The organism is Pantoea sp. AG702 (genome assembly GCF_003182295.1).
Classification (GTDB): Bacteria; Pseudomonadota; Gammaproteobacteria; order Enterobacterales; family Enterobacteriaceae; genus Pantoea; species Pantoea ananatis.
Map to the genome: position 1 here is coordinate 1078964 of NZ_QGTU01000001.1, position 24900 is coordinate 1103863.

General features: G+C 55.2%; 21 protein-coding genes. 13 read left to right on the forward strand and 8 right to left on the reverse strand.

The features are described from left to right. Positions 1–82: 82 nt before the first annotated feature. The 7 genes from sapA to DFO57_RS05180 all read left to right on the forward strand — a co-directional run bounded on the left by sapA (position 83) and on the right by DFO57_RS05180 (position 7589). Entirely contained in the window at positions 83–1711 is a 1629-nt protein-coding gene (gene sapA, locus DFO57_RS05150) for an ABC transporter substrate-binding protein SapA (RefSeq protein WP_110015150.1), read from the forward strand. Further along, positions 1712–2677 carry a putrescine export ABC transporter permease SapB gene (gene sapB / locus DFO57_RS05155; RefSeq protein WP_014605757.1) on the forward strand — a complete coding sequence of 322 codons (966 nt, stop codon included), beginning with the start codon at positions 1712–1714 and terminating at the stop codon, positions 2675–2677. Then, the gene (sapC, locus tag DFO57_RS05160; RefSeq protein WP_072136807.1) at positions 2664–3554 is read left to right on the forward strand and encodes a putrescine export ABC transporter permease SapC; all 891 of its coding nucleotides are present in this window, start codon (positions 2664–2666) and stop codon (positions 3552–3554) included. The genes sapB and sapC overlap by 14 nt, the downstream gene beginning before the upstream one ends. Continuing rightward, a complete protein-coding gene (sapD, locus tag DFO57_RS05165; protein ID WP_110015151.1) occupies positions 3554–4549 on the forward strand; it encodes a putrescine export ABC transporter ATP-binding protein SapD in 996 nt (331 codons plus the stop codon). Before sapC ends, sapD begins: the two co-directional genes overlap by 1 nt. A 1-nt stretch (position 4550) precedes the next feature. Beyond that, positions 4551–5354 carry a putrescine export ABC transporter ATP-binding protein SapF gene (gene sapF / locus DFO57_RS05170; RefSeq protein ID WP_014605756.1) on the forward strand — a complete coding sequence of 268 codons (804 nt, stop codon included), beginning with the start codon at positions 4551–4553 and terminating at the stop codon, positions 5352–5354. Positions 5355–5495: 141 nt separating this feature from the next. Continuing rightward, positions 5496–6284, forward strand: a complete 789-nt coding sequence (gene fabI / locus DFO57_RS05175; protein ID WP_014605755.1) for an enoyl-ACP reductase FabI — start codon at positions 5496–5498, stop codon at positions 6282–6284. 189 nt (positions 6285–6473) lie between these two features. Next, entirely contained in the window at positions 6474–7589 is a 1116-nt protein-coding gene (locus tag DFO57_RS05180) for an oxidoreductase (RefSeq protein WP_110015152.1), read from the forward strand. Here DFO57_RS05180 and DFO57_RS05185 read toward each other — a convergent pair. The 3 genes from DFO57_RS05185 to DFO57_RS05190 form a co-directional block, all read right to left on the reverse strand. Then, positions 7586–8482 (reverse strand): LysR family transcriptional regulator, encoded by an 897-nt coding sequence (locus tag DFO57_RS05185; RefSeq protein WP_033765953.1) that lies wholly within the window; start codon positions 8480–8482, stop codon positions 7586–7588. The genes DFO57_RS05180 and DFO57_RS05185 overlap by 4 nt on opposite strands. A gap of 271 nt (positions 8483–8753) precedes the next feature. Next, positions 8754–8891: a hypothetical protein gene (locus DFO57_RS22725; RefSeq protein ID WP_014605744.1), complete on the reverse strand. Its 138-nt coding sequence runs from the start codon at positions 8889–8891 to the stop codon at positions 8754–8756. Between the two features lie 256 nt (positions 8892–9147). Continuing rightward, entirely contained in the window at positions 9148–10734 is a 1587-nt protein-coding gene (locus DFO57_RS05190) for a PTS transporter subunit EIIC (protein WP_019105143.1), read from the reverse strand. Between the two features lie 250 nt (positions 10735–10984). Between DFO57_RS05190 and DFO57_RS05195 the strand changes: the two genes are divergently transcribed. The 5 genes from DFO57_RS05195 to pdeR all read left to right on the forward strand — a co-directional run bounded on the left by DFO57_RS05195 (position 10985) and on the right by pdeR (position 20016). Next, on the forward strand, positions 10985–13288 hold the full coding sequence (locus DFO57_RS05195; RefSeq protein WP_105077031.1) for an FdhF/YdeP family oxidoreductase: 2304 nt from the start codon (positions 10985–10987) through the stop codon (positions 13286–13288). 111 nt (positions 13289–13399) lie between these two features. Further along, complete coding sequence (locus DFO57_RS05200) at positions 13400–15334, forward strand: exoribonuclease II (RefSeq protein ID WP_088900288.1); 1935 nt, start codon at positions 13400–13402, stop codon at positions 15332–15334. Between the two features lie 190 nt (positions 15335–15524). After that, positions 15525–17591, forward strand: coding sequence for a carbon starvation CstA family protein (locus DFO57_RS05205; RefSeq protein WP_013025918.1), 2067 nt, complete (start codon positions 15525–15527; stop codon positions 17589–17591). Next, a complete protein-coding gene (locus DFO57_RS05210; RefSeq protein WP_110015153.1) occupies positions 17584–17874 on the forward strand; it encodes a YbdD/YjiX family protein in 291 nt (96 codons plus the stop codon). The genes DFO57_RS05205 and DFO57_RS05210 overlap by 8 nt, the downstream gene beginning before the upstream one ends. Before the next feature lie 156 nt (positions 17875–18030). Next, the gene (gene pdeR / locus DFO57_RS05215; RefSeq protein WP_014605742.1) at positions 18031–20016 is read left to right on the forward strand and encodes a cyclic di-GMP phosphodiesterase; all 1986 of its coding nucleotides are present in this window, start codon (positions 18031–18033) and stop codon (positions 20014–20016) included. Positions 20017–20020: 4 nt separating this feature from the next. On the opposite strand, the gene DFO57_RS05220 is transcribed toward pdeR, so the two are convergent. Both DFO57_RS05220 and araD read right to left on the reverse strand, forming a co-directional pair. Further along, complete coding sequence (locus tag DFO57_RS05220; protein WP_013025921.1) at positions 20021–20887, reverse strand: crotonase/enoyl-CoA hydratase family protein; 867 nt, start codon at positions 20885–20887, stop codon at positions 20021–20023. 271 nt (positions 20888–21158) lie between these two features. Next, positions 21159–21857, reverse strand: coding sequence for an L-ribulose-5-phosphate 4-epimerase (gene araD, locus DFO57_RS05225; protein ID WP_014593801.1), 699 nt, complete (start codon positions 21855–21857; stop codon positions 21159–21161). Between the two features lie 345 nt (positions 21858–22202). On the opposite strand from araD, the gene osmB reads away from it, so the two are divergent. Then, complete coding sequence (gene osmB, locus DFO57_RS05235) at positions 22203–22418, forward strand: osmotically-inducible lipoprotein OsmB (protein ID WP_014593802.1); 216 nt, start codon at positions 22203–22205, stop codon at positions 22416–22418. 81 nt (positions 22419–22499) lie between these two features. On the opposite strand, the gene yciH is transcribed toward osmB, so the two are convergent. From yciH to lapB, 3 genes are all read right to left on the reverse strand, one after another. Further along, positions 22500–22823: a stress response translation initiation inhibitor YciH gene (gene yciH / locus DFO57_RS05240; RefSeq protein ID WP_014593803.1), complete on the reverse strand. Its 324-nt coding sequence runs from the start codon at positions 22821–22823 to the stop codon at positions 22500–22502. Beyond that, complete coding sequence (gene pyrF / locus DFO57_RS05245) at positions 22820–23533, reverse strand: orotidine-5'-phosphate decarboxylase (RefSeq protein ID WP_088900289.1); 714 nt, start codon at positions 23531–23533, stop codon at positions 22820–22822. The genes yciH and pyrF overlap by 4 nt, the downstream gene beginning before the upstream one ends. A 194-nt stretch (positions 23534–23727) precedes the next feature. Beyond that, entirely contained in the window at positions 23728–24897 is a 1170-nt protein-coding gene (gene lapB, locus DFO57_RS05250; RefSeq protein WP_013025926.1) for a lipopolysaccharide assembly protein LapB, read from the reverse strand. Between the last annotated feature and the right edge of the window lie 3 nt (positions 24898–24900).

The window sequence follows — 24900 nt, forward strand, 5'->3', positions numbered from 1 at the left end:
AGCTGGCAATCGCTGATGCGTATTTGGGGCCAGGCCCGCTTTGCGATACACTCTGCCTAATGCCTGAGAATCGTTGAGTTCTATGTTAAAACTAATTCCTTCGCTGTTACTGAGTCTCAGCGTGTTGAGCGCGCCTGTGTGGTCTGCGCCGACGCTGGCGGGTGATATCCGTCAAAGCGGATTCGTCTATTGCGTTAACGGCACGCTGAATACCTTCAATCCGCAGATGGCCAGCAGTGGTTTAACGGTGGATACGCTGGCTGCGCAGCTGTACGACCGCCTGTTAGATGTGGATCCTTACACCTACCGGTTGCAGTCCGATCTGGCTGCCAGTTGGGACGTGCGTGATAACGGTGCCACTTACCGTTTTCACCTGCGTCATGGGGTGCAGTTCCAGCACACCGCAACCTTTAAACCCACCCGCGCCATGAATGCGGATGACGTGGTATTCAGCTTTGCCCGCATGTTCGATCGCAAACATCCCTGGCATAACGTCAACGGTGGCTATTACCCCTATTTCGACAGCCTGCAGTTCGCCGATTCCGTTCAGAGCATTAAAAAAATCGATAACGATACCGTCGAATTCCGTCTGAATAGTCCGGACGCCTCTTTTCTCTGGCACCTGGCGACGCACTACGCGCCCGTTTTGTCGAAAGAGTATGCTGACAGCCTGGATAAAGTGGGCCGCCAGGAAGAGCTGGATCGTTTACCTGTCGGCACCGGTCCTTTCCAGTTGAGCGAATACCGCAGCGGGCAATATATTCGTCTGGCGCGTAACCCGCATTACTGGAAAGGCGTGCCGCGCCTGCAGCAGGTGGTTATCGACCTCGGAGCCGGCGGAACAGGCCGTTTATCGAAGCTGCTTACGGGCGAATGCGACGTGCTCGCCTATCCTGCCGCCAGCCAAATATCCATTCTGCGTGACGATCCCCGACTGCGCATGACGCTGCGGCCCGGGATGAACATCGCCTATTTAGCATTTAATACCCGAAAACCGCCGCTCGACAGGCCGGAAGTCCGTCACGCACTGGCGCTGGCGATGAATAATGAGCGTCTGATGGAATCTATCTATTACGGCACTGCCGAGACGGCTGCATCCATACTGCCTCGCGCGTCCTGGGCTTACGATACCGATGCCAGCATTACCCCTTACGATCCCAAAAAGGCCAAAGAAGCGCTGGAAGCCGCTGGCGACCACGATCTTCATCTGCGCCTGGTCGTGCCCGCGGCCTCGCAGTCCTGGAACCCTGCACCGCTGAAAACGGCAGAGCTTATCCAGGCTGATCTTGCGCAAATTGGCGTACAGGTCACCATCGTGCCGGTTGAGGGGCGTTTTCAGGAGGCACAGCTGATGGCAATGAACCACGATCTGACGCTGGCGGGCTGGGCAACTGACAGTAACGATCCCGACAGCTTCTTTCGTCCGCTGCTCAGCTGCGCCGCCATCAGTTCGCAGACCAACTATGCTCACTGGTGTTCACCCACGTTTGACGACACGCTGAAAAATGCCCTGTTGTCACAGCAGCTGTCGGGGCGTATTGAAAATTATGATAAAGCCCAGCAGATTCTGGCGCGCGAGCTGCCCGTTCTGCCGCTGGCTTCATCTTTGCGTCTGCAAGCCTATCGGCATGATATTAAAGGTCTGGTTTTGAGTCCGTTTGGCAATGCATCATTTGCCGGCGTGTATCGTGATGAGCGAGAGGAACGTTAAGTGGTCATCTATATCCTGCGTCGCCTGGTATTGCTGGTGATTACCTTGTTTTTTCTTTCGCTGGTGAGTTTCAGCCTGAGCTATTTCACCCCTAACGCGCCGCTGGAAGGCGCATCGCTGTTCGATGCCTGGTGGTTCTGGTTTAAAGGCATGCTGCAGCTGGACTTTGGGGTTTCCAGCACCAATGGGCAGGAAATTGGCGTACAGCTGCGTGAGGTGTTTCCCGCTACGATGGAGCTGTGCCTGATGGCCTTTAGCTTAGCGCTGATCGTCGGGATTCCGCTGGGCATTTGCGCCGGTGCGATGCGGCATAAATGGCAGGATAAACTGATCAGCGCTCTCGCCCTGTTAGGGTTCTCGATTCCTGTGTTCTGGCTTGCCCTGCTATTTACGCTGTTTTTTTCGTTGACGCTGGGCTGGCTGCCGGTTTCCGGCCGCTACGATTTGCTCTATCCGGTCCAGAACATTACCGGCTTTGCCTTGATCGATGCCTGGCTCAGCCCCTCGCCGTGGCGGCATGAAATGATGATTAGCGTGCTGATGCATCTGATTTTGCCGGTGACCGTTCTGGCCATGGCGCCAACGACCGAGATCGTGCGTTTATTGCGCATCAGCACCATTGATGTCGTGGATAAAAGCTATGTGAAGGCGGCCGCCACCCGTGGGTTATCCCGTTTTACCGTGATTCGCCGTCACGTTCTGCATAATGCCCTTCCGCCCGTCATTCCACGCCTGGGTCTGCAGTTTTCCAGCATGTTAACGCTGGCGATGATCACGGAAATGGTCTTCAACTGGCCCGGCCTGGGGCGCTGGCTGATTAACGCTATCCGCCAGCAGGATTATGCGGCGATATCGGCCGGTGTGATGGTGACCGGCGGCGTGGTGATTGTGGTGAATGTGCTCTCTGACATTGTCGGTGCGGCGCTGAATCCGCTGAAACATAAGGAATGGTATGCCCTACGATAACATCTACGCCGAAAAACGCCTGCCGAGCGCAATTCGTCAGAGCTGGCACCATTTTTATAGCGACATGCCTGCGATGATAGGCCTGTACGGCTTTGGCGCACTGCTGCTGCTCTGTCTGTTTGGGCATTTCCTGGCACCTTATCCCATCGACCAGCAGTTTTTGGGCTACCAGCTGTTACCGCCCTCCTGGTCACGCTACGGTGAAGTGTCGTTCTTCCTTGGAACAGACGATTTAGGGCGTGATTTACTCAGCCGTCTGCTCAATGGCGTGGCCCCGACAGTGGGTTCAGCCATTGTCGTTACGCTGTTTGCCACTTTCTGGGCACTGGTACTCGGTATCGTGGCGGGCATGACGCACGGCGTGCGCTCTGCCGTGCTGAATCACGTGCTGGACACGTTACTGTCAATTCCTTCTCTCCTGCTGGCCATCATCGTGGTGGCCTTTCTCGGCCCACGCCTTGAACATGCGTTGCTGGCGGTCTGGCTGGCGCTGATGCCAAGGCTGGTGCGGGAAATTTACAGCGCCGTTCATGATGAACTGGAAAAAGAGTATGTGGTGGCGGCGCGTCTCGATGGGGCGACCAGCATTAATATTATGTGGCATGCGATTCTCCCTAACGTGTTACCGATGCTGATCAGCGAAATTACGCGTGCGCTCTCCATGGCCATTCTTGATATTGCCGCCCTGGGATTTCTCGACCTTGGCGCGCAGTTGCCCTCTCCGGAATGGGGCGCGATGCTGGGCGATTCCCTGGAGCTGGTCTACGTGGCCCCCTGGACCGTGATGTTGCCCGGTGCGGCGCTGATGCTAAGCGTATTAGTGGTTAACCTGCTCGGTGATGGCATTCGTCGGGCCGTCGAGGCGGGAGTGGAATAATGCCGTTACTGGATATTCGTAATCTGACGATTGAATTTATAACCGCGGACGGGCCGGTTAAAGCGGTCGATCGCGTTAATTTGTCCCTCAGTGAAGGCGAAATTCGCGGTCTGGTCGGGGAGTCCGGTTCGGGCAAGAGCCTGGTGGCCAAGGCGATTTGCGGCGTGACTAACGACAACTGGCGCGTTACCGCAGACCGCATGGTCTTTGATGACGTTGATCTGCTGCGTCTGTCTGCCCGTGAGCGCCGCCGCATCGTGGGTCATAACGTATCGATGATTTTTCAGGAGCCGCAATCCTGTCTCGATCCCTCTGAAAGTGTCGGGCGTCAGCTGATGCAGGCGATTCCGCGCTGGACCTATAAAGGCCCGTGGATGAAGCGTTTTTGGTTCTGGCGTAAAACCCGGGCGATTGAACTGCTGCATCGGGTGGGCATTAAGGATCATAAAGACATTATGCGCAGCTTTCCCTATGAGTTAACCGAGGGCGAGTGCCAGAAAGTTATGATCGCCATCGCGTTGGCGAATAAGCCCCGCCTGCTGATTGCGGATGAGCCAACGAATGCGATGGAGCCTACAACCCAGGCGCAGATATTCCGCCTGCTGAGCCGTCTTAACCAGAACAATAACACCACCATTTTATTGATCAGCCACGATCTGCGCACGATGAGCCAGTGGGCTGACCGCATTAACGTCATGTACTGCGGCCAGACGGTCGAAACGGCGCAAAGCGAAGACCTGATGACGACCCCGCATCATCCCTATACTCAGGCTTTGATTCGCGCCATGCCTGATTTTGGTCGTCCGCTGCCGCACAAAAGCCGACTGAACACCTTATCGGGCGCGATTCCGTCGCTGGAGAGCCTGCCGATTGGCTGTCGCCTGGGACCACGTTGTCCCTACGCACAGCGTAAGTGCATTGAAACGCCGCGGCTGACGGGCACCCGCTCGCACCTGTACGCCTGCCACTTCCCGCTTAACGTTGAGGGCCAATAACATGGAAACGTTGCTGGAAGTCCGCAATCTCAGCAAAACCTTTCGCTACCGCACCGGCCTGTTTCGCCGCCAGCACGTTGAAGCCGTTAAATCCGTCAGCTTTACGCTGCGTGAAAAGCAGACCCTGGCGATTATCGGCGAGAACGGATCGGGTAAATCGACCCTGGCGAAAATGCTTAGCGGCACCGTTGCCCCCAGCGACGGGGAGATCATCATTGACGATCATCCGCTCAGCTTTGGTGATTACGGCTATCGTAGCCAACGCATTCGCATGATTTTTCAGGATCCGTCAACGTCGCTCAACCCGCGCCAGCGCGTGAGCCAGATTCTGGATCTGCCGCTGCGCCTGAATACCGGGCTGGATGCTGAGGAACGGGAAAAACGCATCATTGCAACGCTGCGTCAGGTGGGATTGCTGCGCGATCACGCGGGTTACTATCCCCACATGCTGGCACCGGGCCAAAAGCAGCGCCTTGGGCTGGCACGGGCCTTGATCCTGCAGCCCAAAGTGATTGTGGCCGACGAGGCGCTGGCCTCTCTGGATATGACCATGCGCTCTCAACTGGTCAATCTGATGCTGGAACTCCAGGAAAAACACGGCATTGCTTATATTTATGTGACCCAGCATCTTGGCATGATGAAGCACATCAGCGATAAAGTACTCGTCATGCATCACGGTGAAGTGGTGGAACGCGGCGGAACGGCAGACGTGCTCGCCTCGCCGCTGCACGAGATGACCAAACGCCTGATCAACAGCCATTTTGGCGAGGCGCTGACCGCCGAAGCCTGGCGGCGTGAGCGTTGATTTTGCGGCATATTGTGGAAAACGCTGAGCGGTTTTCCTGATTTCAAGCAGACGTGCTAGAATCCGCACGTCGATTAACGTCGGTCGTCTATTATTTAAACAACGCGACCGCCAACTACCATGACCATAAGGATTACAGCTATGGGTTTTCTTTCCGGTAAGCGCATTCTGATTACTGGTGTTGCCAGTAAACTTTCCATCGCCTACGGTATTGCACAGGCGATGCGCAAACAGGGCGCAGAACTGGCTTTCACCTACCAAAACGACAAACTGAAAGGTCGTGTGGAAGAGTTTGCCAAAGATTTGGGTTCTGACATTGTGCTGCCATGTGATGTTGCAGAAGATGAAAGCATCAAATCCCTGTTCGTTGAGCTGGCAAAAACCTGGCCGAAATTTGACGGTTTCGTGCACTCCATTGGCTTCGCCCCTGGCGACCAGCTGGATGGCGATTACGTCAATGCCGTAACCCGCGAAGGTTTCAAAATCGCACATGACATCAGCGCCTACAGCTTTGTTGCAATGGCAAAAGAGTGCCGTGCGATGCTGAACCCTAACTCCGCCCTGCTGACGCTGTCATACCTGGGTGCAGAGCGCGCTATCCCTAACTACAACGTGATGGGCCTGGCGAAAGCGTCCCTTGAAGCAAACGTCCGTTACATGGCTAACGCGATGGGTCCTGAAGGCGTGCGTGTTAACGCCGTGTCTGCGGGTCCGATTCGTACCCTGGCGGCATCGGGCATCAAAGACTTCCGTAAGATGCTGGCCCACTGTGAAGCGGTTACCCCGATTCGTCGTACCGTCACCATTGAAGACGTGGGTAACTCTGCGGCCTTCCTGTGTTCCGACCTTGCGGGTGGGATCACCGGTGAAATCGTTCACGTTGACGGCGGTTTCAGCATCGCTGCGATGAATGAACTGGAACTGAAATAAGTTTCCTCACGGGCGAGCGTTGCTCGCCCTGCGCGCCCCCTGCCCGATCCCCGCGTTATTCCTTATCGCTATTAATTATCACCGATTGGTCTTTTGCCCTGACCTGCCCGTGGGCGACGATAAGTCAGCCCTGCGGCCTGCGACTGAATCACCGCATGCGCCGCATCAGATTTTGCAAAAGGACTGATGATGCAACAACGCCGCTATCCCGGCCAGGACCACTGGTTTTATGAAAGTCAGACCAGTCCGCGCAGCGTACAGGCTGCCCCGCTTTTTCCAGAAGCCGCACATGTCGATGACCGGTTTTTGCTGGGGTTAGCACAGGACGCTTCTGTTATTCAGCATTTACTTCAGGCCGACCAGCCCGCCATACAGATCGCCCGTCACGTTGTTGACCAGCTGTTTCCCGACCAGATTGAAACCACACTGACCCATACGCTTACGCTGTATGACCGGCTAAGCACCGCCTTGACGGTGGCTCAGGTGGCAGGCATTCAACGTCTGTGTAACCACTATTCCGCCCGCCTCAATCCCCTGCCGGGTCCTGATTCCTCTCGTGAAAGCAACAATCGCCTGACGCAAATTACGCAATATGCCCGCCTGCTGGCGATGCAGCCCGCATTAATTACGGCGGAGAGCATCCGCGCGCTGCATGCGGTAGGGCTGAGCGAAGCCGATATCGTCACACTTAACCATCTGGTGGGCTTTGTCTGCTATCAGGCGCGCGTCATCGCCGGGATTCATGCTCTGCTGGAACGGCCGGTGCGCTGGATGCCGGGTATGTCACCGGCTCCTGACGCCGATGTGGCGACGTTTTCCCAGCCCTGCGCGTGGCAGCCTGTGCTGACGCCGCTGGAGCCGCGCTATGCCAGCGAGGCGCAACATGCCGCTGTCGCCGCGTGTCAGCATGCGCCGGTGCTCAAAGATACAGTCTGGCTGCTGGCTCACGCGCCTGCGCTGCTGCAAAGCTGGTTTGCCCTGCGTCAACAGCTGCAAGATGGCGCAAGCGCAAGCGTGGAGGCGACCGCCGCCCGGATACTGGGCAGCCGCTGGGTCTGGCAGCATGCTGCAGATGCAGAGAAGCGAATGAGTCAGGCGGACGAGGCGAAAACCGACAGTGAGCAGCAGGCTCTCATTACACTAACCGCTCAGCTCACCCGCCAGCCAGAGCGCGTCAGTGCGCTCGATCTGCAACCGCTGGCGCAAGCTGGCTGGTCGCATGCCAGGCAGTTCAGCGTGATACAGGCTATCGCGCTGGCCAACTGGAACAGCCGTTTGTTTTATGCCTGTGGTGAAGCCAGCTAGCTGGCCAGATAGCTTCGCGCTTCGTCATAAAAATGCTGTGCGAGCGGCGTGGCCCGGCCAGGCTCTGCGATCACCAGCGCGGCCTGACGCGCCATTTTTGGCATCGAAATAGTGCGCTTTTCCAGGCCGTGTAAGGATTCAGGCAGCAAATGGCCCCGTGGCGAGATCAGAACACCCAGACCGACCTGGGTACACTGCAACAGCTGCATGACAGAGGCGCTTTCAACCACCACGCGCGGCACCAGCGCAGCATCGCGAAACGTCATATCCAGATAGCGGCGAAAATAACGGGTTGGCTCCGCCAGACACAGCGGCTGCTGCGCCAGCGTTGGCAGGTCAAGCGTTTCATGGGCGCATAACGGGGGGAAATGGGCGGGATGAAAAACCGCCTCAACGCCGCTATCCGCCAGCAGCGATGCCTGAAAATGCAGTTCCCGCAGCGTCGCCATTTCAAAAAAGCCAATGCCGACATCAACCGTGTGGCTGTTCAGCGCGTCCAGCAGTTGATCGGCACTTAACACGGCAATGCGGTAATCCAGCTGCGGATAGCGAGCCTGCACCGCTTTTAACAGCTCTGCCAACGAAACGCTGCACTGCGGGACCACACCGAGGCGAAGCGTACCGTTCACGCCGTGTTTTAACGACTCGACCTCCAGCTTCAGCCCCTGATAAACCGAAACGATTTCCCGTGCCCATGCCAGCACCCTGTCGCCCTCCGGCGTGAAACCGGCAAAGTTGTTACTGCGGTTGATCAGCGACAGGCCCAGTTCACGCTCCAGGTTTTTTAACCGCATCGATAAGGTTGGCTGGCTGACAAAGCTGGCTTCGGCGGCACGACCAAAATGGCGTTCGCGTTCGAGATTGCAGAGATAGATGAGTTGCTTGATATCGATTTTCTTTTACCCGCCGTCACACCGTTCTAATGAACACCTATTATGTGCCGATGGGTTAACAGATTGCCAGTCGGAGATAGCATTGTGGTAAAGAGATCGCGGGCGCTTGCGGTTTCGTGCATGCGGCGTAGTGTGGAAGCGCTATTAAGACGGCGGTACATCAGACAATCAAGTGGAGAACGCCCCATGTGGGCAATAGATTGGGGTTATTGTTGATCTTAACATTGTATTATTTGTAATTTTTATTGGTGTTTCCCTGGTATTGCGACACTCACTTCGTGGGATACGGCCAGGCGTGATCAATCCCTGTGGAAGACAGGACGCCGGTAGCCAGTAAATAAATCACCACCAACGCAAAGAATATAATTGCTGATATTTCAACGATTTTAATCAGACTGTGTTTAGCCATTAATAACCCCCTTTTGATTGCGTGTATTTGACCTTCACCTCTTACCTTAGAGTGTTACCGGTAAAGTACAAGCCCCGTTCACAAAATGAAACATAAAGCCATGCTTATATATTGTGACCAGTTTGTTACAAGCGTACGGATTGTCGCGGAGGCGCGCTTTAAGGGGACAATGGACAGTGAGCAGGAAGGCGGGCAATGCACAGGAGTGACAAACGGCAAAGGCACCGTGCTCGCACCTTTGCCGGGTGAAGGGGGATTATCCGACGCCCAACGCTGATTTCACCTCTTGTGCGATTTTCTCAACCTGTGGGCCATAAATCACCTGCACATCCTGTTCGCTCACGCGGTTAATACCATTCGCGCCGGTACGCATTAACGTCTGATCCGCCACTTCTTTCATGTCTTTGACGCGAACCCGCAAACGCGTGAAGCAGCAATCGACATCCTCTATATTGGCCGCCCCGCCCAGTCCGCTGATGATCACGTTAGTGCGCTCGCTGGCTTCAACAAGCTGGGGTTTTTCATCGTCCGTTTCCCGCCCGGGCGTTTCGACATGCATGCGCGTAATCACATAACGAAACGCGTAGTAATAAACAGGTGCGTAGATTGCCCCAAGCACCAGCGTCCACCACCAGTGGGTTTTACTGCCACCCAGCACGCCGAAGACCACCAGATCGATAATGCCGCCCTGCACGTTACCAATCATCAGATGTAGCATGGACATCAGCATAAATGACAGGCCCGTTAGAAATGCATGCAGCAGATAGAGCACCGGCGAAACAAAAATAAAGCAGAACTCCAGCGGTTCGGTGATCCCGGTGGTAAAGGACGTCAGCGCGCCGGCCATGACCAGCGCCTTAACGCGCTGTTTATGCTCAGGCCTTGCGGTGTGATAGATCGCCAGGGCCGCGGCCGGCAGGCCAAACATCATGACCGGTATTTTTCCCTGCGCCAGAAACTGCGTGGCGGTGCGGAGCGTCGCATCAGGAATCATCCCGGGATGGGTCAGCGAGGTATTGAAGATATTCAACGCACCAACAATCGTCTGCCCGTCCACGATGGCCATACCGCCGATGGGCGTAAAGCGTACGGTTTCATTCAGGATGTGATGCAGGCCCGTCGGGATCAGAATACGTTCTGAAGCGCCCAGCAGGAACGCACCATACTGCCCGCTCCGACCGATCATCTGTCCTACCCAGGCAATACCTTCACCGATAGTGGGCCAGACGAGCGCCAGAAGCACGCCGATCAGCGGCAGGAAAACCACCGTCACGATGGGCACAAAACGGCGTCCGCCAAAGAAACTGATCGCCGTGGGGAGTTGCTGCGTATAAAAGCGGTTATGCAACATGACGGTAAGCAGTCCGGCAATCACGCCGCCCAGCACGCTCATGTTATAGGTGAAGATGCCCAGCATCTGGATATATTCTGCCGAGGTCATCATGGCCGTGGTTTGATCCATTCCGGCCTGCTGCAGCGCCTGAGGTGTGGTCGTGGCGGCGGTAATGCCCCTGGCGGCCAGCGTGGCGTTAATGCCGACATTCATGGCGATATAGCCGATAACTGCGGCAAAGGCTGCCGTCGGCTTTTCCGCTTTTGCCAGCCCGATGGCGCTGGCCACGGCAAAGAACAGCGGCAGATTAGCAAAGAGCGCGCCTGCGACTTTGCGAATAAACCCGATGATAAGCTGGGCAACCTGCATCTGTGCGAAGGCTTCACCGGTGACGGCGGGATTCTGCATGGCGGCTGCCAGCCCCAGAAAGATGCCGGCCGCCGCAATCACCGAAATCGGCATCATCAACGCCTTGCCAAACGCATGGATCTGGCTGGTCAGTTGTTTCATGGTGTCGCGCCCTTTTCTGTTTTAAACAGCAAGTATTAGCGCGATGTGCCGATAACACCCGTTATGGCAAGGTTACGAAAAGGTAAAACATGAACACCATCACACTTGGCGTGCCCCACGATAAACGCCAGCTATCGCACCATTAAGCCAATCAATTAGACAAGCTTTGTCGTGAATAGCACACTAATCTTTACCATCAGGATATATCCTTGCAACATTCGTCCAACATAAAAATAAGCCTGCACACATGATGAAATTTAAGCGTCAAATTAAGCCATACCGTGCCGCAGCGGGCGGCTGGGGTTCACTGGAAGCCACCACACGTTTTGTTTTCGACAGTAAAGCTGCGCTGAAAAATTTGCGTAACCTCATGCGCATGAACAAAGCACGCGGCTTCGACTGCCCGGGCTGTGCCTGGGGCGATGACAATAAAAGTACCTTTAGCTTCTGCGAAAACGGTGCAAAAGCCGTCACCTGGGAAGCCACGCGCCGCGTTGTTGATACCGACTTTTTTGCCAAACACAGCGTGGCAACCCTGTATGCACAAAGCGACTATTTTCTGGAATATCAGGGCCGCCTGACACATCCGTTGCGCTACAACGCCGAAAGCGATCATTACGAACCCATCAGCTGGGATGATGCCTTTGCGCTCATCGCACAACATATTAAAGCGATGGATAACCCGGATCAGATGGAGCTTTACACCTCTGGTCGCGCCAGTAATGAAGCCTCCTGGCTTTATCAGCTGTTCGGCCGCATGTTGGGCACCAATAACTTCCCGGACTGCTCCAATATGTGTCACGAGGCAAGCGGTGCGGGCCTGAAACGCAGCATCGGCGTGGGTAAAGGCACCATCCGTCTTGACGATTTTGACCATGCCGATGCCATTTTTGTCTTTGGCCAAAATCCAGGGACAAACCATCCGCGCATGCTGCACAGCCTGCGTCACGCCGCCGACCATGGCGCAAAAATCGTGACCTTTAACACGCTACGCGAGCGCGGTCTGGAACGTTTTGCCGATCCGCAAAAGCCGCTGGAAATTGTCACGTCTAAAGCGGGCACCATCAGCTCTGCCTATTACCAGCCGCATCTGGGCGGTGATATGGCTGCCGTTCGCGGCATGGTGAAAGCCCTGCTGGAAACGCATCGTGCACGCCTTGCGGCGGGCGAAAGCGGCCTGTTCGACCAGGCTTTCCTGAATGCCAAAACCCATGGCGTTGAGGCCTATTTTGAAGCAGTTGATAACACCGACTGGATGCAGATTGTGGCGCAGTCCGGCCTGACAGAGGCACAAATCCGCGAAGCGGCGGCAATTTATCAGAGTGCCGATCGGGTTATTTGCACCTGGGCGATGGGCATCACCCAACACAAGCATTCGGTTGATACCGTGCGTGAAATCACCAACCTGCAGCTGCTGTTTGGGCAGTTAGGCAAAAAAGGGGCGGGCCTGTGCCCTGTTCGCGGTCACAGCAATGTTCAGGGTAACCGCACCATGGGCATTGATGAAAAACCGGCTAAGCCTTTCCTCGACGCGCTGGGTCAGCACTTTGGCTTCGAACCCCCGCGTGCTGCAGGCCACAATACTGTTGAAGCGCTCAACGCCATGCTGCGTGATGAAATCAAAGTGCTTATCGCGCTCGGGGGCAACCTCGCAGCGGCGGCACCGGATTCTCCGCGCACCGAAGAAGCCTTGTCCCGTTGTGGTCTGACGGTGCACATCAGCACCAAGCTTAACCGCAGCCACCTCGTGCCGGGTCATGAAGGACTGATTCTGCCTACGCTGGGCCGCACCGAGCGCGATCTGCAGGCTACGGGTAACCAGTTCATTACGGTCGAAGACTCCTTCAGCATGGTTCATGCCTCTGAAGGCGTTGGGATTCCGTTGGCGGAGACGCAGCGTTCTGAAACCTCAATTGTGGCGAGTATTGCTCACGCGGTTCTCGGTGATGACAAGGTGAAGTGGTTAGATCTGGCGGCAGATTACAACCTGATTCGCGATCATATCGCGGCAACGATTCCGGGTTTTGCCGACTTCAATACCAAATGCGATCAGCCTGGCGGGTTCTATCTTGGCAACGCGGCGGCAGAACTGCGTTTTAATACGCCGACCGGCAAGGCTGAGTTTAGCCCTGCTGCGCTGCCCCACTCGCTGTTTCCGCAGTTGGATCAGGACGTGCCCTTCACGCTGCAAACGCTGCGTTCGCACGATCAGTACAACACGACGATTTACGGTCTTGACGACCGCTATCGCGGCGTTTACGGTCAGCGCGAAGTCGTCTTTATCAACCCCGATGACATGGCTGAATTAGGGTTCAGCGAAGGGCAGAATGTGGATATCGAAACGCTGTGGAATGATGGCGTCACGCGTCGCGTCAGCGGCTTTAAGCTGGTGCCTTATAACATTCCTCGCGGCAACCTGGCCGCCTACTATCCTGAAACCAACCCGCTGGTTCCGTTAAACAGCTTCGGTGATATCAGCGGCACGCCCACCTCAAAATCCGTGCCGGTTAAGCTCGAACTGACGCAGGCGCTGGCAACCCAACGCATCGCCTGATTCAGGTTTTTCTCCAGGCAAAAAGCCGGTTCGTCCGGCTTTTTGCCTTGCCGCGAGACCCCGATTCGCGTAAAACTGTCAGCCGCTATTAGGCCACGAAACGTAAAAATCATGTTCCAGGATAATCCGCTGCTTGCGCAGCTTAAAGAGAAGCTTCACTCGCAAACGCCTCGTGCAGAAGGCGTTGTTAAAGGCACCGAAAAGGGATTCGGCTTTCTGGAAGTCGATGCACAGAAAAGTTATTTCATCCCGCCGCCACAGATGAAAAAAGTGATGCATGGCGACCGTATCGTTGCCATCGTCCACAGCGATAAAGATCGCGAAAGTGCCGAGCCTGAAACGCTGGTCGAGCCCTTTCTGAGCCGTTTTGTTGGCCGCGTGCAGAAAAAAGATGACCGCCTTTCTATCGTGCCCGATCATCCTCTGCTCAAAGACGCGATTCAGTGTCGTCCGGTCCGTGGACTGAGCCATGATTTCCAGAACGGCGACTGGGCCGTGGCAGAAATGCGTCGCCATCCCTTAAAAGGCGACCGTGGCTTTTATGCCGAACTCACCGAATTTATCGTTAAAGCCGACGACCACCTTGCACCGTGGTGGGTGACACTGTCACGTCATAATCTGGAGCGTGAAGCGCCAGAAATCGGCTTTGGCGAGATGCTGGACGAAAGCCTGACGCGTGAAGACCTGACCGCGCTGGATTTTGTGACCATCGACAGCGCCAGCACGGAAGATATGGACGATGCGCTGTATGCTGAAGCACTGGACGATGGCGCCCTGCGTCTGACTATTGCTATTGCCGATCCGACCGCTTATGTTGCCGAAGGCAGCGAGCTGGACAAGCTGGCGGCGCAGCGTGCCTTTACCAACTACCTGCCGGGCTTCAATATTCCCATGCTGCCGCGCGAGCTGTCTGACGATGTCTGCTCGCTGCGCCCTGACGTGCGTCGGCCGGTTCTGGCCTGCCGCGTGACCGTGGCTCAGGATGGAAGCCTGGCGGACGATGTGCAGTTCTTTGCGGCCTGGATCGAGTCCAAAGCCAAGCTGGTGTACGACGAGGTTTCAGACTGGCTGGAAAACAGTGGCGAATGGCAACCACAGAGCGACGCGATTGCTGACCAGATTCGTCTGCTGCACCGTCTGTGCCTGTCACGCGCCGAGTGGCGTCAAAACCACGCGCTGGTGTTTAAAGATCGCCCGGACTATCGTTTCCTGTTGGGCGAAAAAGGCGAAGTGCTGGAAATCGTCGCCGAACCGCGCCGCATAGCGAACCGGATTGTTGAAGAAGCGATGATTCTGGCGAACATCTGTGCCGCCAACGTCCTGCGCGAAAAGCTGGGCTTTGGTATCTACAACGTCCATGCCGGTTTTGACGCAGCAAACGCCGAACAGGCCGCCGCTGTCCTGGCAACTCACGGCATCACGGCCGATCCGCAGGCGATCACCACGCTCGACGGTTTCCGCGTACTGCGTCGTGAGCTGGATGCGCAGCCTACTCAGTTCCTTGACAGCCGCATTCGTCGTTTCCAGACCTATGCAGAGATCACCACCGAGCCGGGCCCGCACTTTGGTTTGGGACTGGAAGCCTATGCCACCTGGACCTCACCGATTCGTAAGTTTGGCGATATGATCAACCATCGTCTGCTGAAGGCGATCGTGCGCGGCGAACCCATCGGCCGTCCGGACGATGCGCTGACAGTCACCATGAGCGAGCGTCGTCGTCTAAACCGCATGGCCGAGCGCGACGTGGGTGACTGGCTCTATGCCCGCTATCTGTCGCCGTTTGCCGCAACTGACCGCAAGTTTAGCGCAGAAATCATTGATGTATCGCGTGGTGGCATGCGCGTCCGTCTGCTGGAAAATGGCGCCGTCGCGTTTATTCCTGCGCCGTTCCTGCATGCGGTGCGCGATGAGCTGGTGTGCAGCCAGGAAAGCGGTACGGTACAGATTAAAGGTGACGTGGTTTACCGCGTATCCGACGTGATTGACGTGACCATTGCGGAAGTTCGCATGGAAACACGCAGCGTTGTTGCACGCCCTGCCGCCTAAGACACCACCGTCGGAACAGCACAGCCTGCTCCGACGGTCTTTTCTCCTCCGCCTGCCCCTGTATCTTCGCGTTAAATTTGCTCCACGCTTCACAGTTTTATCTTTATTAACTTCCACTTACATTACATTACATTAACGTTAGCTCGTTGTATCCGATCGCCTTCCATTCGGTCTCTACAAGGAGTGAGTTATGAAGAACGTCAAAAACGGCGTGCTCTGGCTGGCAGTGGCGTTAATTGGCGCGGGTGCGTTCGCGATGCTGGCGCTTAACCGCGGCGAGCACGTCAACGCAGTCTGGCTGGTGATTGCCGCCGTAGCCTGTTACAGCATCGCTTATCGTTTTTACAGCCTGTTTATCGCCCGCAACATTTTTGAACTGGACGATCGCCGTCTTACCCCCGCCGAGCGCCTCAGCGATGGTCTTGACTATGTTCCCACCAATAAGTGGGTGCTGTTCGGTCACCACTTTGCGGCGATCGCGGGCGCCGGGCCGCTGGTCGGCCCTATTCTGGCGGCCCAGATGGGCTTTCTGCCAGGCACGATCTGGATCCTGATTGGGGTTATGATGGCGGGCGCGGTGCAGGACTTTCTGATCCTGTTTATCTCTACGCGACGTGACGGCCGTTCCTTAGGTGAAATGGCCCGTCAGGAGCTGGGCGCCTTTGCCGGGGTTATTACCATGCTGGGTGCGCTGGGCGTGATGATCATCATTCTCTCCGCGCTGGCGCTGGTGGTGGTTAAAGCCCTTGCGAACAGCCCGTGGGGGCTGTTCACCATTGCAGCAACGATTCCTATCGCCCTGTTTATGGGCATTTACATGCGCTTTCTGCGCCCGGGTAAGATCGCCGAAGTCTCCTTGATCGGTTTTGTGCTGATGATGGCGGCCATTATCTACGGTGGTGATGTGGCTCAGCATCCTTACTGGGGCCCGTTCTTCACACTGAAAGGCACCTCTCTGACCTGGGTACTGGTCATCTATGGTTTTATCGCCTCGGTGCTGCCGGTCTGGCTGCTGCTGGCTCCCAGAGATTACCTGTCTACTTTCCTGAAAATCGGCGTAATTGTCGGGCTGGCCGTTGGCATCGTCTTTGCCATGCCAGAACTGAAAATGCCCGCTGTGACCAAATTTATTGATGGCTCAGGCCCGGTTTTTTCCGGCGCCCTGTTCCCGTTCCTGTTTATCACCATTGCCTGTGGCGCCATCTCCGGCTTCCATGCGCTGGTCTCCAGCGGCACCACGCCGAAGCTGATTGAGCGTGAAAGCCATATTCGCTTTATCGGTTACGGCGCGATGCTGATGGAGTCGTTTGTGGCAATCATGGCGCTGATATGCGCCTCCGTGCTGGACCCAGGCGTTTACTTTGCGATGAACGCCCCTGCTGCACTGATTGGCACTACGGTAGAAAATGCCGCTCAGGTGATTAACGGCTGGGGCTTTGTCGTCACACCTGAAATGTTAAGCGGTATCGCCAGAGACGTGGGAGAAGCCTCAATTCTGTCACGCGCCGGGGGGGCGCCAACCTTTGCGGTCGGCATGGCGCACATCATTACGGAGGTGTTCAACAGCCGCGCGATGATGGCCTTCTGGTATCACTTTGCCATCTTATTTGAAGCCTTGTTTATCTTAACCGCCGTGGATGCCGGTACGCGCGCTTGCCGGTTTATGGTGCAGGATCTGGTCGGTACGGTTGTGCCTTCACTGGCCAATAACCGCTCATGGCTCGGCAACCTTTCCGGCACGACCGTCGCCGTCGCAGGTTGGGGTTTCTTCGTTTATCAGGGCGTGATCGATCCTCTGGGCGGGATTAACACGTTGTGGCCACTGTTTGGTATTGGTAATCAGATGCTGGCATCGATGGCGCTGATTCTGGGCACGGTCGTGCTGTTTAAGATGAAAAAGCAGCGCTATGCGTGGGTGACAATTCTGCCCACTATCTGGCTGTTTATTACGTCGATGACAGCGGGTTGGCAAAAAATTTTCCACGAAAAACCGTCAATTGGTTTTCTTGCTCAGGCCAATAAATTCCGAAAAGGCCTGGATGATGGCGTGATCATCGCCCCCGCGAAAACCGTGGCCGATATGCAAACCATCGTATTCAGTAACCAGATTAATGCTGCCCTGTGCGGGTTCTTTATGCTGGTTGCCGTTACGATGCTGATTGCGGCCTTCTTTGTCATTCGTCGCGCGCTGCGTAGCGATGTGCCCACTACGCATGAGTCAGACATATCCTTACGTAAGGAGCTTCGTCATGGTTGACAGCATCCATCGCGTAGCGCGCCCACAGGGTCGCTGGCATATAATGCGCTGCAAGTTGCTTTCCAGGCCAAAACCCGTGGGTTTTCGCTGGCGAGCGCTGTGGCAGGGACTTCAGCAAAGTTTTCGTTTGATGGTCGGCGTGCAGGATTACCCGAAATACCTGCAGCATATGCGGCAACATCATCCTGACATTGCGCCGATGAGCGAGCGGGACTTTCATCGTTATTGTCTGGATGCCCGCTTCCCCAGCCAGGCCGGTAAGCTGGGAAAATGTCCGTGCTGAACAGAAAGTGTGCCCCGCTTCGGCGGGGTTTTTTCTGCCCGTTTTTTCTGGAAAGCAAAATAAATACAGTTTCGTCTTGTGCTGGCGTCAGTTGATGAATACTGTTGCTAAAATAACGAGATAACGCCAGCAATGTACTTCCTGGAGGGAGTGACCATGACCGATGAACAAGGGCAATCGTTGTTGTATACCTTGTTTGGTACAACCAGCCCTCATTGGCGATTAACCGCAGACAGTGATGCGCTGCTTTTTGCCTTAGATGAATCATCGAACACCAGCGTTGCTGTGCCACTGACGCCCGGCCAGTGCAGTTTATTGCGCGCGATGCCCGTTATTACTTCCAGTATTAATCTGACGTTAACGATTCACGGCGAGCAGGTCGCCATGCATTTTGTTGGCCGGCGGATCAACCAGTCCGTGTGGGCGGGCACCGCTTCGGCATGGGGCGATACGTCGGCGGTGGCGCGCGATCTGACGCTGGGCCTGTCATTTGCTGAACAGGTCGTGTCGGAGGCCAACTCGGTCATCGTTATCCTTGATCAGCGCGGCAACATTCAACGCTTTAACCGCCTCAGCGAAGAGTATACCGGCCTGTATGAACAGGATGTGATCGGCCGTAATGTTTTCCAGCTGTTTATGACCAAACAGGAAGCCGCGGCCTCACGCAGGAACATCGCAGGGTTCTTTCGCGATGGAAATTCCTACGAAGTGGAACGCTGGATCAAGACGATGAAAGGACAGCGACTGTTTCTTTTTCGTAATAAGTTTGTTCACAGTGGCAGCGGTAAAAATGAAATTTTCCTCATCTGTTCAGGAACGGATATTACGGAAGAACGCCGTGCGCAAGAGCGCCTGCGCGTGATGGCCAACACCGATGGCATCACTGGCCTGCCCAATCGCCACGCGATTCACCAGCAAATCAGCCATGCGCTGGAGCGGGCTGAGGGCAGTGAAACCGGCGTGGTCTACCTGGATTTAGATAATTTCAAAAAAGTGAATGATGCCTACGGTCATATGTTCGGCGATCAACTGTTGCAGGCCGTTTCCCTGGCGATTCTGAGCTGTCTGAGCAAGAACCAGACGCTTGGACGGCTGGGCGGTGACGAGTTTGTGGTGCTGGCTGAGCACACCAGTCAGGCTGCGCTGGAAGCAATGGCTACGCGCATTCTCGATCGCCTGCGTCAGCCTTTCCGCATCGGCCTCATCGAGGTTTACAGCGGCTGCTCCGTCGGGATCGCCCTGGCTCCGCTACACGGAGAGGACCGTGAGTGTCTGATTCGTAACGCTGATACGGCGATGTATCACGCCAAAGAGAACAACCGTGGCAGCTATTGTGTTTTTGCCGAGGAGATGAACCGCCGGGTTTTTGAATATCTCTGGCTCGACACCAACCTGCGCAAAGCGCTGGAGCAAGACCATTTATTAGTGCACTACCAGCCCAAAGTGGATGCTGACGGTAAAGTGCGCAGTGCGGAAGCGCTGGTTCGCTGGAACTCACCCGAGCGCGGGCTGGTTTCACCCGGGGAATTTATTCCCTACGCGGAAGAATCCGGGCTGATCGTGCCACTGGGTCGCTGGGTCATGCTTAACGTGCTGAAGCAAATTATTGCCTGGCGGGAGCAGAATATTTATCTGCGCGTCGCGGTTAATGTCTCGGCGCGCCAGTTACTCGACCAGACAATCTACAGTGACCTGAAACAAGCCCTGACGGATGCCGGTTTAACCGAGTGCCCGGTGGATATCGAACTGACGGAAAGCTGCCTGATTGAGAATGAAGCCGAAGCGCTCAAGCTGATGCGTAAATTTCAGGAACTGGGTGCCCAGATTCACCTTGATGACTTTGGCACCGGTTATTCCTCCCTTTCACAGCTGGCTCGCGTCCCTATTAATGCCATCAAACTGGATCAAAGCTTTATCCGTAATGTGAATAAACGTCCCGTTTCTCAGTCACTCGTCAGGGCGATTGTTGCGGTAGCGAAGGCGCTTGATTTGCAGGTGATTGCCGAAGGTATTGAAACCGTCGATGAAGAAGCCTTTGTGTTAAAAAGCGGCGTCGATGGGCGGCAAGGCTATTTTTACGCAAAACCAATGCCCGCCGATCAGTTTGGGCACTGGCTGGCTCAGCATCCTGCCCGCGTGTAATTATCTAACCCGCTTTACGCAGTGATGCGCTGTGGCGGTTTTGTAACTGGACTAAACGTTCCATATAGGCAATATCCTTCGCTTCAAGCGTGAATGCATAATCTACCCAGTCCTCGGTGATATCCATCAGTTCCGCGCGTGACAGCTGCAGTACCCGCTGGCGCGCCTTTAGCATGGCGCGTACGCCATTGAGCTTAGGTCGCAACGTATCGATAAAGGTGCGGGTGGCGCGGTAGCTGTCGCCCGGCTGGAAAACCTTATCGACCAGACCACGGGTTTCATACCATTCGGCACTGTGCGATTCGCCTTCCATAATCAGCTCTTCAGCCAGTTTCATGCCCGAACGCCGCGCGACTAATGAGTAGCCGCCCATTCCGGGAAACAGGTTAAAGGCGATTTCCGGAAACCCCATCCGCGCATTGTTTTGCGCCAGAATAAAGTGATGGGCAAGCGCGGCTTCAAAACCGCCGCCTAACGCACTGCCTTCAATCATCGCCAGCGTTACCGCGCCGGTGTCAAATCCGCGCGCCGCCGAGTGGATGCAGTCAACGCAGGCACGGGCATAAGCACGTAACGCTTCGCGCCGGTTGTTGCGGATACATTCCACAAAAAAGCGCAGATCGCCACCGGCATTAAACATTTGTGGAACTAACGAGCCGGTGACCCAGAAGTCGATAGGTAAGCCCGATCGCTGCGCCGTGTAACTCAGATTCATGATCTCTTCAATCAACTCATGATTAAAACTGGGGCGTGGCTGGGCGCGCAACATCATCCACATGGTGCGACGTCCTTCCTCGTAATAGGCAACTAACTGCGTGGTTTGTCCGGCTTCGGAAAACAGTCTGCATGTGGGTTGGTTAATCACGGTCATTGTCTCATCCTCTATTATTTTGATGCGCTAATTGCGCCACATCAGCCTAATCCAGAGTGAGGCCAGACCAAATGAGAGATTGATTTACAACATAAATTCCAGAGTGATCCCCGATGCACCACCTTTAAATGATTAGTAGACTTTCTTGATATCCGCAGCCTTTACCACGGAAAGGCGCGAACCTATAACCGGCATTGATGGGACTGTCCTTCCCTTAAGGCTCGCTCATCACGAGCCATTTCGGGACGCAGGCACCGCTGCGCCCCAGGCATTATTTCTGGCCGTACCAGGCATTTTCACCGTGTTTGCGCAAATAGTGCAGATCAAGCAGGGTCTGCTGAATGGGAGGCAGCCCGGCCGTGAGCTGCTGGCTAAACAATCCCATGTAAGCCACTTCTTCCAGTACCACTGCACTGTGGACGGCCGCATGTGCGTCTTTGCCCCAAGCGAAAGGCCCGTGAGAATTCACCAGCACGGCAGGAATGGCCGAAGGAGAAAGTCCGCGCTCGGCGAAGGTTTCAATGATCACCTCCCCCGTATTCCACTCATACTGATTTTTGATTTCTTCATCGCGCATGGCTCGGGTGCAGGGAATCTCACCGTAAAAGTCGTCCGCGTGGGTGGTGCCCCACGCGGGGATGGCACGTCCGGCCTGCGCCCAGATAGTGGCATGACGTGAATGCGTATGGACGATTCCGCCAACCTCAGGCCAGGCCAGGTAGAGTGCCCGGTGCGTAGCCGTATCGGATGAAGGCCGTTTTTCGCCTTCCACCACCTCGCCGGTCGCCAGGTTGACCACCACCATGTCCTCCACTTTCATGACATCGTAACTGACGCCAGAAGGTTTAATCACTAACAGACCTTGCTCACGGTCAATCGCGCTGACGTTTCCCCATGTGAAGGTGACAAGGTTGTATTTGGGGAGATCCAGGTTGGCTTCCAGGACCTGTTGTTTAAGGTGCTCCAGCATTTTTTTCTCCTGCTGAGAAGGGTTTTCATAGTGTGCGGAGCAGGCAGAAAAAACGTTATGGAGCAAATAGCTAAAAAGCAGCGGAAAATGGCTGTGAATGAAAAATTGTGTCGCGAATTAAGAATTTTCCATCTTCGGAAATTCTGCAAAATGAATAGAATTCTGTCAGGCATCAGACAGGTCCATCTGTTAATGATGCTTTTCAGCCGCTACAAGCAGATTGTCCATGGTGTCTGGCATTTTTATACTGAAAGGATGCGGTAATCATGCCTCACAGGCGGCCTGAAAAAATTTCACAGCTATACTTACTGTGTTGCATCTGCATACACAATAAAGGAGAAGTTCATGACAATTACAATGAAAAAAGTGACCGCCGCTGTCCTGGCGACCACGCTGGTTGTGGCGTTAAGCGGCTGTTCGAACTGGTCTAAACGCGACCGTAACACTGCGATTGGCGCAGGTGCCGGCGCAATTGGTGGCTCTGTATTAACCAACGGCAGCGCGCTGGGTACCGTGGGTGGTGCAGCTGTGGGTGGTATTATCGGTCACCAGGTTCACTAAGCACGCTATAACAATAAATCACGGCTACGCAGCGCATCTACATAATAAAAACCGGGCTACCTTGTAGTCCGGTTTCTTCTTTCAACCCCCAGCCAGTTTTACCTTCATCCCTTTGGCTTCCAGCAGGCTTTTTAATAAATCGCGCTTGTCGCCCTGGATTTCGATCACGCCCTCTTTCACCGACCCGCCACAACCGCATTTTTTCTTCAGTTCAGCGGCCAGCTGGTTCAGTGCTGCCTCATCCATATCGACGCCAGAAATCAGGCAAACACCTTTGCCTTTGCGTCCGCTGGTCTGGCGCTGAATGCGAACAATGCCGTCGCCTTTGGGCCGTTCCGCCTTTTGTTCGGGCTGAGTGATACGGCCAGCGTCGGTTGAATATACCAAGGGATTATCGCGACTCATTTTACGCTCTCCAAATCCTGCAACAGCGCCTTAAGCGTCGCTGCGGGGTCCGCTGACTGCGTAATGGGACGTCCTATTACCATATAATCGACGCCAGCAAGGCGGGCCTGCTGTGGCGTCATAACGCGGCGCTGATCGCCCGCGTCGCTTCCCTGAGGCCTAATGCCGGGAGTAACCAGCTTAAAATCATGACCGATCGCCTGTTTAAACCGCGCGGCTTCATGTGCGGAGCAGACAACCCCATCAAGACCGCATTCGCGCGTGAGTTTTGCCAGGCGTTCAGCCTGCTCTGCGGGAGACAGCGCTATGCCCAGGCCCAGTAAATCTTCAGCATCCATGCTGGTCAGGACGGTGACGGCAATCAGTAACGGCGCCTGCTCACCATAGGGAAGAAGCGCTTCACGGGCGGCATTCATCATGCGTGCCCCGCCGCTCGCATGAACGTTCACCATCCAGACGCCGAGATCGGCGGCGGCAGCGACCGCGCGGGCGGTGGTATTAGGGATGTCGTGAAATTTCAGGTCGAGAAAGATCTCAAATCCACGCTGTTGCAGGGTTTTTACCAGCTGTGGGCCGAACAATGTGAACATTTCTTTGCCCACTTTCAGGCGGCAGCTGCCCGGCTCTATCTGATCGACAAAATGCAGTGCGCTGTTCATATCGTGGTAATCAAGCGCCACTAACACCGGTGAAGTCTGGGATAAGGCCATGCTATTTCCTCTGCGGTAGGCACCTGCTGGCGCGTTAGACAAACGGCACGCATTCTACCTGCCCGCTTTTCGCATCACAATCCCTGTTGCGCTGCCAGGCGATAAACGCACGGAGGTCAGGCAATTTCTGCAATTAACAATCCTAGTATGTTGTAACTAAAAAACATTGAAAACCGAAGACAATAACCAACAGGTTATTGTCCATCCAGTCCGCGAATCGGTTTGACTGATGACCAGGTCCGGCATGACGGACAGTGCCAGTAGAGCGCATGAGCCGTAAAGCCGCATTTCTGGCAGCGATAACGTGGTTTCGTGCGGATTTGCTCGCCGACCAGATCGCGCAGCACCATCAGGCTCTCTTTAGCACGACCATCCTCCGCTTCATGCAGGTGAAACTCCATCAGACGATGGAATACGCGCATGTTGGGGTGACGCTGTAACTGGTTATTGATGTAGTTTTGCGCCGCTTCCGCGCCCTGCTCCTGCTCCAGAATCGCGGAAAGATACAGTTCCGCCGCGGCGCCGGTGTTCTCTTCCACACAGCGTTTAAGAAACGCGGCCCAGGCGTCGGGCTGATTAAGACGCTGAAAACAGGTTTCTAACATCGGCAGCGTTTCACTGACCAGCTCTTTATCCTGATCCAGAACACGCTGCAGATGCTCGATAGCTTTGGCGTGCTCCCCTTTCTCCATCAGGATGCGCCCCATCATAATCGAGACACGTGCGCTCTGACGATCGGCTGACTCCCCCTTTTTCAACAGGGTCATCGCCCTGTCGAGATCGTCGCTGCTCATGGCCTGCAGCGCGAGTTCGCAATAAAAATGGGCAATCTCACCCTTCTGCTTGTCTTTGCCCAGTTTAACCAGCCGCTCAGCCACCTCGATAGCCTGAACCCAGTCGCTGGTTGCCTGATGAATAAGCAACAGCTGTTGCAGTGCACCGATCCTGAAATCTGTCTCATCCGTCAGCTGTTTGAACATGTCTTCGGCGCGGTCATAAAGACCTGCTGCCATATAGTCACGCCCCAGTTGCTGGATGGCCAGCAAGCGTTGTTCGTAGCTTAGCGACGCGCTTTCCATTAAAGACTGATGAATTCGAATGGCGCGGTCAACCTCACCGCGCGAACGGAACAGGTTGCCAAGGGTCAGGTGCGCTTCAACCGTGCCGCTGTCTTCCTTGAGCATGTCAAGAAACAGATCGACCGCTTTATCCTGCTGGTTGGAGAGTAAAAAGTTTACCCCTGCGACGTAGTCACGAGACAGGCGGTTTGATTCCTGTTGCTTATCCTGCTGCGCGCTTCGGCGGCCCATGTACCAACCATAGGCAGCGGCGACAGGAAGTAACAGAAACAGCAGCTCTAACATGGA

What these genes read in the sequence shown, in the direction of transcription:
- pdeR (WP_014605742.1), top strand. Translation starts at nt 18,031, where the DNA reads ATGACCGATGAACAAGGGCAATCGTTGTTGTATACCTTGTTTGGTACA.
- DFO57_RS05210 (WP_110015153.1), top strand. Translation starts at nt 17,584, where the DNA reads ATGGTTGACAGCATCCATCGCGTAGCGCGCCCACAGGGTCGCTGGCAT.
- fabI (WP_014605755.1), top strand. Translation starts at nt 5,496, where the DNA reads ATGGGTTTTCTTTCCGGTAAGCGCATTCTGATTACTGGTGTTGCCAGT.
- pyrF (WP_088900289.1), bottom strand. Translation starts at nt 23,533, where the DNA reads ATGGCCTTATCCCAGACTTCACCGGTGTTAGTGGCGCTTGATTACCAC.
- lapB (WP_013025926.1), bottom strand. Translation starts at nt 24,897, where the DNA reads ATGTTAGAGCTGCTGTTTCTGTTACTTCCTGTCGCCGCTGCCTATGGT.
- DFO57_RS05190 (WP_019105143.1), bottom strand. Translation starts at nt 10,734, where the DNA reads ATGAAACAACTGACCAGCCAGATCCATGCGTTTGGCAAGGCGTTGATG.
- sapD (WP_110015151.1), top strand. Translation starts at nt 3,554, where the DNA reads ATGCCGTTACTGGATATTCGTAATCTGACGATTGAATTTATAACCGCG.
- yciH (WP_014593803.1), bottom strand. Translation starts at nt 22,823, where the DNA reads ATGAGTCGCGATAATCCCTTGGTATATTCAACCGACGCTGGCCGTATC.
- DFO57_RS22725 (WP_014605744.1), bottom strand. Translation starts at nt 8,891, where the DNA reads ATGGCTAAACACAGTCTGATTAAAATCGTTGAAATATCAGCAATTATA.
- DFO57_RS05180 (WP_110015152.1), top strand. Translation starts at nt 6,474, where the DNA reads ATGCAACAACGCCGCTATCCCGGCCAGGACCACTGGTTTTATGAAAGT.
- DFO57_RS05195 (WP_105077031.1), top strand. Translation starts at nt 10,985, where the DNA reads ATGAAATTTAAGCGTCAAATTAAGCCATACCGTGCCGCAGCGGGCGGC.
- DFO57_RS05220 (WP_013025921.1), bottom strand. Translation starts at nt 20,887, where the DNA reads ATGACCGTGATTAACCAACCCACATGCAGACTGTTTTCCGAAGCCGGA.
- osmB (WP_014593802.1), top strand. Translation starts at nt 22,203, where the DNA reads ATGACAATTACAATGAAAAAAGTGACCGCCGCTGTCCTGGCGACCACG.
- sapC (WP_072136807.1), top strand. Translation starts at nt 2,664, where the DNA reads ATGCCCTACGATAACATCTACGCCGAAAAACGCCTGCCGAGCGCAATT.
- araD (WP_014593801.1), bottom strand. Translation starts at nt 21,857, where the DNA reads ATGCTGGAGCACCTTAAACAACAGGTCCTGGAAGCCAACCTGGATCTC.
- sapF (WP_014605756.1), top strand. Translation starts at nt 4,551, where the DNA reads ATGGAAACGTTGCTGGAAGTCCGCAATCTCAGCAAAACCTTTCGCTAC.
- DFO57_RS05205 (WP_013025918.1), top strand. Translation starts at nt 15,525, where the DNA reads ATGAAGAACGTCAAAAACGGCGTGCTCTGGCTGGCAGTGGCGTTAATT.
- sapA (WP_110015150.1), top strand. Translation starts at nt 83, where the DNA reads ATGTTAAAACTAATTCCTTCGCTGTTACTGAGTCTCAGCGTGTTGAGC.
- DFO57_RS05200 (WP_088900288.1), top strand. Translation starts at nt 13,400, where the DNA reads ATGTTCCAGGATAATCCGCTGCTTGCGCAGCTTAAAGAGAAGCTTCAC.